Source organism: Candidatus Mesenet endosymbiont of Agriotes lineatus (assembly GCF_964019585.1).
Lineage (GTDB): Bacteria > Pseudomonadota > Alphaproteobacteria > Rickettsiales > Anaplasmataceae > Mesenet.
The window spans coordinates 1,252,293-1,268,027 of the sequence record NZ_OZ026454.1 but is presented as its reverse complement, the minus strand read 5'-3'; the positions used below and the strand labels follow the sequence as shown (position 1 = coordinate 1,268,027).

Sequence of the window (15,735 nt, the reverse complement as noted above, 5' to 3'; positions counted from 1 at the left end):
AGTTTACCTAAGCTCATTCTCTAGTAAATTACATAAATCAGGACTGCTTGCAATAAGCAACTTATCATTTATGCTGACTTTACCTCTGCTTTCTTGCAAGAAAAGTTTACCAATTGCAGTTTTATGTTCATTGATATTACCACAAATTAATGCATCAAAACGTTCTGCTGCTACATAAACAAAACTTAAAAGTACTGATCCCATAAAGCGCACATTGACTCCATTTAATAATAATTTATTTAGTAAGCTTCCCTTAACATTATAACAATCAGCAAATGCTCCCTTTAAACCTTGTTTGTTTTTAATTCGCATTGGAATAATGTGAGACTGTGGATCTTCCATAAATGCACCATTTTCTTTCTCAACCCAGAAGGTTTCTTGAAGTACAGGAGCATCAATCACAGCAGCTACAGCTCTTTTTTTATCTAAAAAAAGGATAGATAATGAAAAATAATTGATAGCATTAATAAAATTGGCTTGGCCATCCATGACAGTAATAAACCCTGTATAATCGTCTTTTATTGTAACATCTTGATTACCTACAAATAAGAAATCACAATTCTTCCTATAATTCATTAAACCGTCATATATTATCTCTTTTGAACGCGACTGTGCTCTTTGTAAAAAACTATTTATGCCATGTGGGGACCTTAACTTGTTAATCTCATGAAAGTCACGAGTCAATGGTTTTGATGCTTTACGTATTGACTCAATCATTATTTTTATAAGTGGTGATGTAAGAGTCATTATTTTGCTCTTTCATAATAGCTATTGTCAGGTGTGTGTATCACTATTTTATCTTTAGCCTTAATAAAGGGTGGCACTGAAACTCGCAGACCATTCTCTAAAATGGCAGATTTATAAGAAGCACTAACAGTTTGTCCTTTTATTGTCTCTTCAGTTTCTTTAACTTCTAATGTGACATAATTTGGTACATGAGCAGAAATTATATTTCCTTCATACATCACTACTTTGATATTCATATCACTTTGCAAATAAATCTTCTTATCACCGAGGAGATCTTCGTTAATAATTATCTGTTCATAGTTTTTAGGATTCATCAAAGTTAGCATATTACTACTAGAAAAGAGATAAGTATACTCTTCTTCATCCAATATTGCCCTTTTTATATTGGCACCAGAACGGAAACGCTCATAATGCTTTGCACCTGTCTTAATATCCTTCATTTCAACTTGCATGTAAGCCCCACCTTTTCCTGGTTGAGTATGCATTATATTAGTTACCAAGTATAATTTGTTGTTATGCTCTAAAACTTGACCAGGTCTAATATCATTTGCTTTTTCTGCCATAGAAATTACTATCCAAAATATCATTCTAAACCTAAACAGTTTTAATTGCAAATTAGGATTAATTAAAACTAGCTTTATACTCTCTTACTGAGAATGCTAGAGCCTATCTGTTGTACATTTAGGCTGTCAAGCTTGCTGCTTCTTACATATTGTGCCGCTGCTAATGTTCTCAGTGAATATGGATATGCTAATGTGCTGTCATTGTGATCAATAACATCAATAGAGTGATCTGATATTAAACCACTTTCTCTTAACTTTTTCATTAAATCATCTTTGTTGTCTATTAAAAACATTGCCAGATCACTAGAAGATATATTTTGCAAGCCATACCAACCATAATGCTGTGACAATGCACCAATCAATGGTTTATTGTTTCTCGTAAAAATTTCTTTTTCTATCTGATTAATTTTATAAATCATAATACCACTGTATTCTGGATATAATGATTTCATTTCTTCTTTAAACTTTTTCATATTGAGCTTTACTTTTTGCCTTTTGCCATTTTGTTGCACCTTTTCACCCTTATGTCTGATCCATATATTGATCTGTTTATTGTTATCATCTTCCTTTAAAAAATCATACAGAAGTATATCTGCTTCTTTCAACCTCTTAACTTCCTCTTTGCATTTTTCGAAGTGTTTTTTGTATTGATTTTCCCTTTCTATAAATAGGATTGAATTTTTAAATTCATTTTGCAATTGTAGGTTGCTTTTACTAATTTCCAGTTTTGCGGCTTCTAGCTTTGCTATATGCAGTGCTATAAGCTCAAAAATATCCAAATATCGTGAATCACTTGCAAAATCTATTTTATCTATAAGAGCGTTATACAATTCCTTTTCTATTTCAAATTCTCCCTCACAAGCCTCTTTATATCTTGCTAATCTTTTATTGTTAACATCAGCTCCATGGCTTAAAAGATATTCAACTGCTTCTGTTTTACAATGTAAGATAGATAAAAGAAGTGCTGTATCTTGATCATTATCAAGAGCATTAAGATCTACACCACGCCCACAAAACATTTTTATGATTTTATCATAGTGTAGTGAACCATAATGAACATAGTGAAGTGGAAGGCTGCAATTACGTTCAATGTTTAGATCAATGCCATTGAGAAATTTTTTCACAATTTCTATGTTTCCCCCAAGCGCAGCAGAGTGGAGCAATGTTAATCCATTCTTCTCATTTCCTATTTTGGTATTACTGCCATATTCAATAAGCTTGTTTACAATCTCTATGCTGCCATTTTCAGCTGCACAGTGAAGTGGTGTCTCTCCAACATTATTTCCAACATTTACACAAGCCTTATATTCTTCTATAAGTTCACTTATAATTTCCAAATTACCTATTAAGACGGCGTAATGAAGTACTGTATTTTTATCAAAATCGCTGATATTAACATCAACACCATGATCTAGAAATACTTTTACAACTTTCCAAAAAGCTTTCTGAGGAGAAAAATTATATTTTATAGTATGATGAATTGGTAGATTACCTATACTATCTCTTGCCATAGGGTCAGCACCACGTTCTAAAAGATACCGGATAATCTTTGAACTATTTATATAAACAGCATAATGCAGTATTGTCATATTGTGATTAGAACATTCCTTCTCTTGAACGATATTTGGATCTTTGTCTAAAATTAGTTCTGTTATTAGTATTTTCTGTTCTTCTGTAAATTCTTTCTTTTTAAGAGTCTTTACTAATATATCAAAGTATTTTGTCATAATTAAATGCTAGAATTAAAATAAATGCTAATAATAGCATTTATCAATTATTTGGAGTAACACATTTTACTTAATTTTTGAATTAAGCAAGTTTCTATAACTTTTATATATTTTATTTCTCTATCAGATAAACTTTATTTCCTAATTGCTATTAGGTAGCTTTACAGGAGCTAATAAGCAAATTTAAAAATTTCTCATTGTTGTTACAAAAGAAATCAAATCCTCATGGGCATTACTAGATGTAAAAAGCTTTTTGAATCTCTATCCTTTATCAGCATAGCGCTGTTTTCATCATAGAAAATAAGCTCACATTTGCCTTTTATACAAGATAAAACTTCAAGTAAATAACGTGAATTAAACCCTATTTCTAACTCTTTACCATTGTATTCAACCTCCAAACTTTCAGTAGCATAATTAGAGTCAGATGATACAGAGTGCAAAATTAACTCATTATTTTTTAAGAAAAATTTTATAGGCTTAACTTTATCTAAAATAACAACAGATACCCTATCTATGGCATCGGCAAATTTACTACTATCAATCACCAAGGACATGCCTTCGTCAGCTGGGATTATTTTTTCATAGTCTGGAAAAGTTCCATCTACTAATTTAGATGTTAGTATATATTGCGAACATTCGAATTGTATTTTTGTTTGTGATAATTTGATAATTAAATTATGTTTTTCATCTAAGACTTTCAAAACTTCTGTAACGGCTTTGCGTGGGACTATCACGCCAAAATCATCCTCAATTTTTTGTTTAATTTTCGCACTCGATAGGCGATGACCATCAGTTGCAACACAGCATAAGGTCTGCTTATAACTATGAATATAAACACCGTTTAGATTATAACGAGCATCATCTGCAGACATTGCAAATTTTATCTTAGTTAAGAAGTTAAAAAAATCTGCAGCTGGCAACTCAAAATTGAAGATAAAATGATCCTCTTCAATCGGAAAGATCTTTCCTGCTGTAACAACTGGTACTGAAAAGCTTGAGTTACCACATGTTATAGATAGTTTAGTGTTGCTTAATCTAAATTCAACATCCAAACCAATTGGTAATTTTCTGATAATATCATAAGCCATATGCGCTGAAACTTTAACTTCTCCTGTGGTGAAGATTTGAGCTTCAAGCGAAGCAATAATAGAAATATCAAGATCAGATGCTGTGAGTGTTACAGTATTCTGAGACGCTTTGATTTGAACACAGGATAAGGCATCTATGACATTACGCCGCTCAACTATTCCACTTATACAAGATAATGCACTTAAGATGTTTTCTCTCTTTATAGTAAAATTTAAGCCTGAAATTTCTTCCACTAACTTTATAAAATACCTTTGAAGTTAAATGATATTAATATTTTATTAAAAGTAAAATAGTATTATGGCTTGCCTAAGATAAATTGTGCGTAAATGTTAGAAAAAGTACCAAAAGCAATATTATTTGATTGGGATAATACACTAGTTGACAGCCAGCAAAGTATAAATGCAGCAATAAATCATACGTTAAAGCAAATGAGAAGTGATAATCTGCAGTCAAGTAGACATAGTTATGTTTCACGAAAAGAATTTTTAACTGACTTATTTGGCGATAGATGGAAAAAAGCAGATGCAATATATCAACAATATCTAGACCAGCAATCACCTATAAAGGATCTTAATCTTAATCCAGGAGTGGTAGGAATGCTGCAAAATCTAATGCAGTACAATTTATACTTGGCAATAGTTAGCAATAAAGAGAGTAATAATTTACGTGAAGAAGTTGCCTACTTAGGGTTAAGTCATTACTTCAAAAAAATTGTAGGTTCTGGTGATACTTCAGAAGAAAACCATCTCCGCTTCCTATTTTATTTGCTTTGGAAGATAGCAATATCAAACCAAGTAATGAAGTGCTATTTGTTGGTGATAGCATAACTGATGTGCATTGTGCTCAAAATGCAAACTGTTTGCCAATTATATATGGTAAACCCATGCTTGGTTATGAAGATTTATTATGTTTTGAAAATTTTAATCAATTTATGTTACTCGTAACATCTATATTGAAGGGAAATAATGAGTAACATATATTTGGAACCTGCGGGTTTGATAAGGCGTTTTATTGCATTTTGTGTTGATTATGTAATCACTATGGGCTTAAGTCTTATAATATTTCCTTTTATAGGTACGGGTCTTGTTTATTATATGTCACACAACAGTGCTGCTATAGAACAGATTTTTGAATTTGCAGAATATATTGGCACGTTAGGTACAGATATGTTAAGCTTCTTGATATCCTTGTTACCGCTATTTCTATACTATGCCTGTTTTAGACAGACAACACTGGGGCAAAGATTGATGGGTATATATGTTGTACGCTTAGATCAGACAAAAATCAGAATAAGTTTTGTGTTAAAGAGGGCTTTAATATTAATATTCTTACTACCTATAGTTGGAGCAATGTTTGGGCTAATGTGTACTTATTTTTTTGATGAACTAACAACTATAGAAATTCTATCACTTGTATTTTTTATAGTGTTGTATATAATGCCGCCAGTCATTTCTAATAAGAATCAGATGATACATGATATGCTACTTAAAACAGTAGTTGTGAAGGGAAGGTTGAAGAGAGCTAATTAATCTATTTATTATTTTTCTAAAATTTGCTAAACTTAATGGCTTATTGCGCTAGAAATATGTAATGAATGATTTAAATGTAGAGGTTGCAACAATACAAAGGCGTTTTGCTGCATATTTGATCGATACAGCTATTCTTTTGTTTCCTAGTTGTATTCTCCTTATAGTGTTTGAAAAATTTCCCGTTATTTTTAACGTAATACATATGTCACTGAATTGTCTGTATTATACTTATTTTATCTCATCTGCGAACCAGGCAACTGTTGGACAGCAGATAATGAATATTTACGTTGCAAATCTTGATAAGACTAAGATTAAGGTAGAGCTTGCATTAGATAGAAGTTTATCTCAATGTTTTCTGCCACTTATAGTGATGATATTATATAAACTAAGTAACATTGTAGAAAGTCATACAATTTTGCATTTTTTATCGATACTAGAAGTTATGATTTTAATGCTAAATACGGCTTGGTATCTGGCAGCTGTCTTTTCTAGTAACAAACAAACTGTACATGATATTTTGTTTAAAACTATAGTGGTAGTTAAAACAAAGATATAAAGCATATTATACTAAAAGTTTGTATCTCATTCTTAATATAATAATAAAAATATTTCTAAATTAATAACTTTTTAGTAAAATCGATTTATTATTGTATTATAAGTACAATTATCAACTAAAAGGGGAAATTAATATGAGTACAAAACAGTATAATGGTGCAATTGAAAAATATTTCAACAATAATAATAAAGGATTTGGCTTGCCACACGTGGTGAATTTTCCTGATTTAAACATTAAAGTAGAGATTTATTATCACAACTTAAAGCCAAACAAAATTGCTCAGATCGAATCTGATGTAAAAGAAACAGTTACAGGTTTTCAAAGTTTATCTAATTTAGAGCAAAGTGGTTCAGAGAAAGTTCTTAAAATTTATATCTTTGATGATAAAGATGATTATAGCCATCTTGGTAGTAGATTTGGTTTAGGTCTTGGAGATGAAGGTGGTAAAACTTATTATAGGGGAGAACAAGGTACCTTTGCTGAAATGTATGTTTATCAAGCTGGTGGTATCCATAACTTAAAACATGAATTTGCTCATGGATTAACTTATGTTGCTACGGAAGGTAAATCACTTCCTACTGTACTAATGGAAGGTGTTGCTGATTACATTGAGCATAGCTCAGATCAAAACTTCAATACTCAAGAAGGGTTTAGCATTGATGAGGCAGAAAGAGCGATAGGTAAAAGAGGTCTTGATATAGATAGCATCTTAGAATTAGGATATTCAGAAAACGCTACAGATAACAGCTTGGTATATAAAATGGGTCATGCTTTTACAATGTATATGAAAGATCGAGGTATATTGAAAGAGTACTTAGAAGCAATAAAAAAAGGTGATAGTAATGGTGCAGAACAATTAATACGTTCACATTATAACCAGGAAGATTTCACAGATTGGCTATCTCAGCATAATACTGAAACTGCAATGAAAGAAATGAATGCTCTGCAAGTAACAAAAGGAGAATTCATTGCAACTAAAAAAGAAATAGTGGATGGAGAAATAAAAGACGTATCTTACTACAAAGCTAATATAGAAAAAATGAATGGTGAAAACGTTGGGGAGTTTTCTACTACATCGCATTATCGTACGGGTTCTTATTTACGTGTTGAAAATGAAGCTACAGGAGATCATATTGATATATCAGAACAACAATATCGCTTTATGAAACTAGTAGATTATCATGGTAAAATGAAATTAATTTACTGTGATGAACATGGTAATGAATATAAAAATAGTCAAGAGTATCAATATCGAGTAGGAATAATAATAAATAAACGAGGTGAAGAAGCTGGAAAGGATATAATAAAAGAACTAACATATTTTGATCCAAACCAGGTAAGAAGTACTAATGGATCATCTATAGACTTTGAATATGGCAAAATATATTCTGTGAGGTCAGATGGTGCAAGTTCAGCAAAGCTAGGAAATGGAATATCAATATATGATGGTGATAATAAAATAGGGGAATTACTTACTGATTGTGGTTATTTCCAAAGCGTAGAAGGAAGCGATAAGGAGACATTTATTTTTGCAGATGATTTAATGGGTCTACACACAAAATATGAAGGTGGGGCTTACATTGCTGTAACAAAAGAGAGTGGTGAATTTACAGCTTCTCTTATAGATGGAAGAAGCGTTAGTAAAGATGAATATTATGACAAACCACATTTACATAGAGATGAGCTTCTTGAACCAAGCATTAATCATATCAGCAAGGTAGATGATTCATTATTGCTTAAAGGCACTGGATTTTTAGATCACTCAGAATCAGAAACTGCTAAAGTACATACTGTGGTAAAAAGAGGAGAATTACTAGATAACAAAGGGACTGAAAGAATGGAAGATGATGTATATGAAGCAAAAATAGAGCAAGATAATTTTATGTATACATTTCAAAATAAGGGTTTTTATATTAACACAGAAGGTGATTTCTTTATTCATGATCATGGCAAGGATATGCGTTATCAACTACCGAAAGAAATTACTCACTTAAAACTAATAGAGAAAGATGGTGTGAAGAAGTTAGTGCCTGTAACTAAAGATGGTAATGAATGGCCTAATGGTATGCCAAGTGACATTACGGATGAACACAGATATATTGATCCAGTATTTGCACATAAGTATGCAAAAGAGGATTATTCACACAAGCATGTAAATATAGGGCTGAATATTTGAAATGAAATATGATCCAAATGATTTGCCACGGTATACTAGTGATGAAGCACGGCAGTTAAACATTAATATATCATACTCTACAAAAGTAAAATTATTCGATGAACATGGTCAGGAAATTGGTATGTTATCTAATAACTTCCACAATTACAAAGATAAGATATTCTTCTCTGTTGACTATAACTACAGTTACACTGATTTCTTAGCGTCTGTTGCACCTCAAGTTAATACAGAAGATAAATTTGATAAAGAGTTAGGAAAATGGACTAAAGTAATAACTTTTGATCAAGGAAAAGGAGACATAGGTGGTACTGATAGAGGGTATACAGACTATCAGAAAATATATACTCCAGAAAATCAAAAATCACAGTCTAATGATGAACAAATGCAAGGTGATCAGCCAGCAGCTTATGCGAAAAGCAGTGGAGCAAGAGAGAAAAGAACAGCTGATAGAGACGATTACTCTTCTAAACAAAACCCTGTTGATAACAATGCGATCCAACCTGAAGCACAAAAACCTATTGTTCTGAATTTTATAATAGAAAGAGGTGAACCTATAGATGAGTATTATTTTTCTGTACGCATAAAGCTTACAGAAGAAAGTAAAAACTTTTTACGTGAAGCATTGGGGCAAGATGTTGAATTTAATAATGTTGATGGTTACCTTGATTTAGACCCTAAAACTTTTTATATTGGTAATGGACATAATAATAGAAACGAACTATATGTTAGGGATAGTGGCGGTAGTGTACTCGTTGGTAATCTTCCAGTTGACAATCGTGTCCTTTCAGTGGAGGTATCACCTGATGGTTCTGAAATTGTAGATCATGGTTTTCATTATTCAGCTGTAATTCGTAATCCTGATTCTTATAGTAAAGATTATAAAGAGCAAAATAAATATCCTAGTGGCCTTGATAGCGATAAGTTTTTAGAGGATGTCAAAAATACTTTGCTAAGTCATAATGGTAACGATATTGAACAAAAAAACATATTTACACAAGTGTCTAATAACATTGCTGAAAAGGAAGATAGAGCAGTAGAAGAACAAAAGCAGGTAGAAAAAGAATTCAGCAAAAAAAATGTAGAATTTAAAAATACCATAGATAAAGGTGATATTGTTATATATAGGGTAAGAGAAAAAGCTAATCCTGATGATGATGAACGTTCATTTGCAATTTTAAAAATGACTAAGAAGAGTCAAAAGGCCTTAGGTATTAGAGATGAGGATGATAAAGGTGTAAAGCTGGATACAAATAAATTGCATATAACTGAACTTCAAGACAGTTCCCACAAAGGCAAATATATGGTTAAAGATGGTATAGATCACGTACCATACAATAACTTATTTTATGTACTAGATAAAAATGACCCTTCTAAAAGTGGCTTTTATCACCTAGATCAAGATAAGTTTAAGTCTCCTGCTAAATATTTAGATGCTAAACTTCAGTATATCTCTGATGATGGATTGCATAATAAATTGATCTCAAATTTGGATAAAGTTGGTCAAAAATATGCTTATTACAACGAACAAATGCAAGGTGATCAGCCACAAGCATCACATAAGGTAGATAAGCATCATGCAAAACATGAAGATATTGTTTTAAAAGATACTATCCTCAGTGTTGGTAAAGGTGAAGAAGTAACTCTTCCTAATGGGCAAAAAATATATAAAGCAGAGATAAAAATTAAATATGAAGATATTAAATCTTTATATGATCAGGCATCATCAGAGGAAAAGCAATATGTACTGAAATTTTGGCATGCATTGGACAAAAATAACTATAAAATTGGTGACTTATCACAAGAACAATATTATTTCAAAGGCAATAAGTTCATTATCAAAAATAAAAATGGTATTGAACTATCTAGAGATGAAGGCAAGATATCGTTGCAGCTGATGCATCTTAAAGATCATCAAGGAAAAGATCATCTTGAACTAGTTGTTTTGAATAAAGCTAATGGTAAAGTGATCGGCAATATTCATGAAATAGATGACTTAAGTTATGGGTTATTAAGATCAGATTCAGATATTTTAAGCCATCTGGAAATACAAGGTCATGATATTACTGTACACAGTAGCGATTATAATACTTATTTAACCCATGGGCTTGATAACCACGTCCTTGGAAATCACCACCATGGTGACCATACGTTTATTTAATAAACCTTAGGTTTTAAAGCCAGCTAAGTAGCGTGCAACTATGCATGCATCAAGTATACTTAGCTGGCTTAGTTTATTTTTGATATGCCTGATTTCTCATTAGAAAATGAATTAGATGGAATTGTTGCCGGTGTAGATGAGGTTGGTAGAGGAGCACTTGCCGGTCCTGTAATCTCAGCAGCAGTAGTTTTTTTTAGTAGAACGAATATTACAACTGAAATTAATGATTCCAAAAAGCTCACTCCACAAAAAAGAGAAGAATTATACAAAGAAATAACATCAGATATAAATATAAAATATGGCATAGGAACAGCAGATATTAATGAAATTAATCAATATAATATTTTAGGAGCAACAAAACTATCCATGAAAAGAGCATTAATCAATTTAAATATGGCACTAGATTATGTATTGGTAGATGGCAACCAGCCACCTGATGTACCATGGAATGTAAAGTGTGTAGTGAATGGTGATAATTTAAGTGTATCAATCGCTGCAGCCTCTATTATTGCTAAAGTAATTCGTGATAGATTTATGATGCAGCTGCATAATGATGCACCTGAATATAACTGGTATAAAAATAAAGGATATGGCACTAAAGAACATATCCAAGCTTTAAATAGGTACGGAATAAGTGACCATCATCGTAAAAATTTTGCTCCTGTAAGTTTATTAGTGGTAAAATTTTGATCTATTGTTTTTAAAATATATAATATGTACTCAATATTTAAATTGGGGAATAGATGATTGCCACACTAATAAAATTTACTATTTTCTTTGCTTTAGTTAAATGGCTTATCCTATAATTAAGAATTTTTAAATGATGAGAATTAAGTAACTAATAGTATTATTATACTAACTTCTCCAGATCTAAAACCATTGCTAGAATATAATCAGAAAACCTAAAATATAAACTGGTACAATTGTTGATAATTCCTATTAGTGATGAAAAACTCACACGGGGGAAAACCCCGTGTAAACTTTAAATTAGAAATTATACATTATGCCTGCTTCGATACCATGCACAGCAAAACTGCTTTCAATGGTTGCAGTAGTTGACTTAATACGTATAGGTTCATTCCGACCACCACCAGCAGCATTAGGACCACCATCTTCACCAGCAACAGCAGCAGTTATTTCGCCACCTGTTGTTGACTTAACTTCTTTGAATTTATCACCAAAAACGCCAAAATAACGATAGCCAACAAAAACTTTCGCTGGTGAATTTGGTAGAGCACAGCTAATGCCTCCTTTAATTTGATAAGCAGGAGCAAACCTACTTGTATCTAGGAATTTAATCTTAGTTAAACCAGCACCAACGCCAGCATATAAGTCAGCTTCAAACTCTTCACTGATTCTAAAATCACCGTAAGCATTAATCATTCCCGCAATGTTATTAAAGCCCTCATTCTTCATTTTAAACGCGGCAAAGCGTGGATTTGCTATTATAACGTCGTTCTGCCCTAATCCGGTATTTACTGAAGTTCTTACTGTTACATCTATACTTGCCCAGTTTGAATTTTGTGCAGTATTTCCAGAAGCAGTTCCTGCACGTTGCAACTCAACATATTGTGCTTTTTCTTCTGACTCAAAATCTTTATCATCAACATTTATTTGTGAATACAAACCTTCGAATTCAATTCTAATTCCTTCCATAAGAGCCACACCTATAGAAGCACCACCAGCAAAGACTGGGTTTTTATATTTAGGTTTGTATTTTCCTGCTGCTTTGCTTTCAGCATCCCACCCAAGAATTGCTCCTGTTGCAACCCCTTGTGCATCTTCCTTTCCTTTTAGGCCACCTATTTTGTTGAAGAATTCACCATGATAATGACCAGCAATGTAAATATTGCCGATATCCCCATCAACTGGACCAGTTGGGGAGTCACCTGCAACTCTAGCAAAAGAGTAACTAGGAGAGAAAGTTAACAGCGTTACCAACGCAGTCCCTAAAATTATTTTTTTACGATAGATATCCATAATATTAACCCTTATAAAATTTTAACTCTAAATAAAAGTATAGAATAATTAAAAATCAACTAAAGTCTAGTAAAAGTTACGCATGTATATTTGTTAGTTAATAAAAAATTATACTTTTTTTAACACTACCTAGTAAATAACTCACTTACTTTCATTTGCTAATGCAGATAGAGATTTAACCAGAGAATATATAGCATTGCGAACTTTTTTGCTTCTAACATTAGCATATTCTCTAACTAGCACCAAAATTTCTTTACTTTCAGGATATTTGTTGTACTCAAAATTGCCTTGTTCATGGAGGGTACTTGATTGGTCAGCTTGTTCCTTCTGAAAAGCATCTCCAGGAAAAAAGTCATTTATCTCTACTTCTAGCACTTTTGCTAAGTAATATAGCCTGCTAGCTGAAATACAATTTATTCCTTTCTCATATTTTTGTACTTGTTGAAAGGTAAGACTTATTTCCTGTCCTAGATCACTTTGAGTCATTTTTTTTATCAGTCTAGATTCTTTAATTTTCCTACCAATATAATTATCAACTTCTTTATTTCTTATTTTCCTATCCTTGGAATTAGACATGGAATTAACAACCCCTCTACTTGAAACCTAATTAAATTTAAGTTCCACAAACAACTAAAACAACTTCTTGCTAATTATAGTATAAAATAATAAAAGAAGAAGTAGATTTTTTACTTTGCTAAAATGGTAGTTTAAACCCAGGTGGTAGACCCATCATACTAGCAAGGTTTGAAAATAAATTTTTTTTATCTTCTTCTGCTACCTTAAGCGCATCGTTAAATGCCGCTACTATTAAATCTCCTATAATATCTTTATCTTCACACTTCAGTAATTCGGCATCTAGATTAACCTCCTTAGCCTTTAAATTACCAATCCCTTCTGTAATAACAACTACAGAAACTTTACCACCAGCAGAGACACCTTTAAATTCTTTAGCTGTATGATCTGCCTGTGCTTCCATAACTTTCTTTTGTATAGATTCAGCCTGTTTTTTTATTTTGTTAATATCCACAATCACTCCTTTTTTTTATATCTTTTATCTTTGCGCTTTTAAAAATGTCTAAAACTTTTTTAACAGCTGGTATGTTTTCAAAAACTTCTACACAACCATCAATTGTTATACACCATTCTATTTGAGTCAGAGAATTTAAACATTGCTTTAATGTAGTAGCAAAATTTTTATATAATAAAACTTTGGCTTTTAACTTAAGATAACCTGTACTACAACTAATTAATTCTATACTATTACATAATTGATTGTAAAGAAAAACTTCTTTATTTTGATCTAATAATGTTAAAATTTTATTAAAGTCATAATCTTCTTCTCTCTCTCTATTATATAATATCTGTGAATCCTGATAGCCGCTTTTATTTGTAAATATACTATTTATGACCTGTGTTGGTGATGGTAAATCTGCCAAATAACATAAGTTAATTAAAATCATTTCAGCAAACAAATCACTACAAGAAAACATCTTTATATTCTGGATGCCCTTAAAAAGAGCTTGCCAAAGCCTAAGAATGAAACTTAATGATTTTTTTTTATCTAATTTTGTTATTCTGACCATTTCATACTCTGTTACAGTTTCGTCTTTTAGTCCAGTTATCCAAAAACAACATAGCAAGTGAATGATTTGTAATAATTCTTCTAAAATAGAAATGGTATTAGCATTTTTACACGCCCTTTTAAAAGTAATTAATGTTTCAGCAGTATTACCATCCAGCAGCGATTCTACAAGGTCAAACAATGTTTTTCTATCTGTTAAACACAGCATACCTTCAACCGCTGGAATAGAAATATTTTCTTTACCACTGTACAGTGTAACTTGGTTAAGCAAAAATAAAGCATTACGCACAGAACCTTCAGAGTTACGTGTTATCAGTTTCAGAGCATCTATCTCAAAAGAGAGAGTTTCTTCCTTAGCTATATTACTTAGATGTGCCATCATGTCATTTGCTTGAACTTTTTCTAAATTAAAACATTGACAACGAGAAATAACAGTACTTGGGATTTTTCTTGCCTCTGTTGTTGCAAGAATAAACTTAACATTAGGCAAGGGCTCCTCTAATGTTTTAAGCAAAGCATTAAATGCACTGTTTGAAAGCATGTGGACTTCATCTATGATATACACTTTAAACTTAGCACTGACTGGGAGGTAGTGTGTGCTCTCAAGTATGGCTTTAATATCTTCAACACTTGTACGGCTTGCCGCATCTATTTCTAAAACGTCAGGATGTCTTGAATTTTTTATAGCTGTACAATTGTTGCAAACTTTACAAGGGTAAGGTGTTGGCCCTGATGAACAATTCAAACACAAAGCTATAATTCTTGCAGTTGTTGTTTTACCAATACCGCTACCTCCGGCAAGGAGTATAGATTGAGGAATTTTGTTCAAGATAAATGAATTACGTAAAACATGCACTAATACATCTTGTCCTACTAATTCCTCAAATGTATTTGGTCTATATTTAGCTGCTATGTTCATAACAAAAGTATAATGTGGGCATGTAACCCAAAACAGTTCTAATATGGCTGCTTCATTTCTAACCTGACCAATTTATAGTAGTCTTGCCTACATGCCTAATCATTATAATGTAATGTTTCTTTTACTTTTCAATTATTTATTCTCCCAAATTTGGGAGAATAAGGATGGATTTGAACTTTCAAGAATATAATTTTTAAGTAAAAAATTTAGGGAGATGTGGAATATTATAGAAAAAGTAGTCACTCGGTATATGATAGTACATGTCACATAGTGTGGATAACAAAATATCACTATCCAGTGCTAGCTGGAGATATAGGGCAGAAAACTAAAGAAAAGGAGTATGCAGAAATTATCAGAGGAAAAAGTTTCAGAAAGATACAGCAAAATTTTCCCGAGTTGAAAAAGAGATATTGGACTTGTGGGCAGTTGGCTATTTTGTAAGGACAACTGGGAACGTAAGTGATAAAGAACTATATTAAGCACCATTCTAAGAGAGAATTGGTAAGTCAAAAGTTAACATTCATGCTTTTTCTCAATTTATGAACTTGTAGTTCATAGTGGTTGAATTGTTATTTTATTTAATAATTATTATAGTATTTTAGATATACAATTTTTAATATATCTATCTTCTATAAACAATTAAATTTATACTTTGTATTTCATATATTTTGACTGAAACTAGTGCTGAACAAAAATATTATATTTACAG

The 15,735-nt window shown here is 31.8% G+C and carries 13 protein-coding genes, 1 other RNA gene and 3 pseudogenes; 8 read left to right on the top strand and 9 right to left on the bottom strand.

The window, feature by feature from the left end:
• Nucleotides 1-3: 3 nt before the first annotated feature.
• The 4 genes from AACL19_RS05845 to dnaN form a co-directional block, all read right to left on the bottom strand.
• Nucleotides 4-747, bottom strand: coding sequence for an inositol monophosphatase family protein (locus AACL19_RS05845; protein ID WP_339045553.1), 744 nt, complete (start codon nt 745-747; stop codon nt 4-6).
• Nucleotides 747-1,310, bottom strand: a complete 564-nt coding sequence (efp, locus tag AACL19_RS05840) for an elongation factor P (RefSeq protein ID WP_339046700.1) — start codon at nt 1,308-1,310, stop codon at nt 747-749. Before efp ends, AACL19_RS05845 begins: the two co-directional genes overlap by 1 nt.
• A gap of 74 nt (nt 1,311-1,384) precedes the next feature.
• Nucleotides 1,385-3,037 carry an ankyrin repeat domain-containing protein gene (locus AACL19_RS05835; protein ID WP_339045552.1) on the bottom strand — a complete coding sequence of 551 codons (1,653 nt, stop codon included), beginning with the start codon at nt 3,035-3,037 and terminating at the stop codon, nt 1,385-1,387.
• A gap of 215 nt (nt 3,038-3,252) precedes the next feature.
• On the bottom strand, nt 3,253-4,359 hold the full coding sequence (dnaN, locus tag AACL19_RS05830; RefSeq protein WP_339045551.1) for a DNA polymerase III subunit beta: 1,107 nt from the start codon (nt 4,357-4,359) through the stop codon (nt 3,253-3,255).
• 93 nt (nt 4,360-4,452) lie between these two features.
• Between dnaN and AACL19_RS05825 the strand changes: the two are divergent.
• The 6 genes and pseudogenes from AACL19_RS05825 to AACL19_RS05795 all read left to right on the top strand — a co-directional run.
• Nucleotides 4,453-4,950: pseudogene (locus tag AACL19_RS05825) on the top strand (HAD family hydrolase); the annotation flags it as partial.
• A gap of 141 nt (nt 4,951-5,091) precedes the next feature.
• Entirely contained in the window at nt 5,092-5,655 is a 564-nt protein-coding gene (locus AACL19_RS05815; protein ID WP_339045548.1) for an RDD family protein, read from the top strand.
• Nucleotides 5,656-5,716: 61 nt separating this feature from the next.
• The gene (locus tag AACL19_RS05810; RefSeq protein WP_339045547.1) at nt 5,717-6,211 is read left to right on the top strand and encodes an RDD family protein; all 495 of its coding nucleotides are present in this window, start codon (nt 5,717-5,719) and stop codon (nt 6,209-6,211) included.
• Between the two features lie 133 nt (nt 6,212-6,344).
• Nucleotides 6,345-8,387: a hypothetical protein gene (locus AACL19_RS05805; RefSeq protein ID WP_339045546.1), complete on the top strand. Its 2,043-nt coding sequence runs from the start codon at nt 6,345-6,347 to the stop codon at nt 8,385-8,387.
• A 1-nt stretch (nt 8,388) separates the two neighbouring features.
• Nucleotides 8,389-10,545 carry a hypothetical protein gene (locus tag AACL19_RS05800; RefSeq protein WP_339045545.1) on the top strand — a complete coding sequence of 719 codons (2,157 nt, stop codon included), beginning with the start codon at nt 8,389-8,391 and terminating at the stop codon, nt 10,543-10,545.
• 84 nt (nt 10,546-10,629) lie between these two features.
• On the top strand, nt 10,630-11,235 hold the full coding sequence (locus tag AACL19_RS05795; RefSeq protein WP_339045544.1) for a ribonuclease HII: 606 nt from the start codon (nt 10,630-10,632) through the stop codon (nt 11,233-11,235).
• Nucleotides 11,236-11,532: 297 nt separating this feature from the next.
• Here AACL19_RS05795 and AACL19_RS05790 read toward each other — a convergent pair whose 3' ends face one another.
• The 5 genes from AACL19_RS05790 to ffs all read right to left on the bottom strand — a co-directional run bounded on the left by AACL19_RS05790 (nt 11,533) and on the right by ffs (nt 15,127).
• Complete coding sequence (locus AACL19_RS05790; protein ID WP_339045543.1) at nt 11,533-12,525, bottom strand: P44/Msp2 family outer membrane protein; 993 nt, start codon at nt 12,523-12,525, stop codon at nt 11,533-11,535.
• A 141-nt stretch (nt 12,526-12,666) separates the two neighbouring features.
• Nucleotides 12,667-13,101, bottom strand: coding sequence for a helix-turn-helix transcriptional regulator (locus AACL19_RS05785; protein WP_339045542.1), 435 nt, complete (start codon nt 13,099-13,101; stop codon nt 12,667-12,669).
• A 118-nt stretch (nt 13,102-13,219) separates the two neighbouring features.
• A complete protein-coding gene (locus AACL19_RS05780; protein ID WP_339045541.1) occupies nt 13,220-13,552 on the bottom strand; it encodes a YbaB/EbfC family nucleoid-associated protein in 333 nt (110 codons plus the stop codon).
• Complete coding sequence (gene dnaX / locus AACL19_RS05775) at nt 13,542-15,026, bottom strand: DNA polymerase III subunit gamma/tau (RefSeq protein ID WP_339045540.1); 1,485 nt, start codon at nt 15,024-15,026, stop codon at nt 13,542-13,544. The genes AACL19_RS05780 and dnaX overlap by 11 nt, the downstream gene beginning before the upstream one ends.
• A 9-nt stretch (nt 15,027-15,035) precedes the next feature.
• Nucleotides 15,036-15,127, bottom strand: an RNA gene (gene ffs / locus AACL19_RS05770) — signal recognition particle sRNA small type.
• Between the two features lie 115 nt (nt 15,128-15,242).
• On the opposite strand from ffs, the pseudogene AACL19_RS07160 reads away from it, so the two are divergent.
• Both AACL19_RS07160 and AACL19_RS07155 read left to right on the top strand, forming a co-directional pair.
• A pseudogene (locus AACL19_RS07160) lies at nt 15,243-15,356 on the top strand (IS200/IS605 family transposase); the annotation flags it as partial.
• A 21-nt stretch (nt 15,357-15,377) separates the two neighbouring features.
• Nucleotides 15,378-15,569 (top strand): annotated as a pseudogene (locus tag AACL19_RS07155) (transposase); the annotation flags it as partial.
• Nucleotides 15,570-15,735 lie beyond the last annotated feature (166 nt).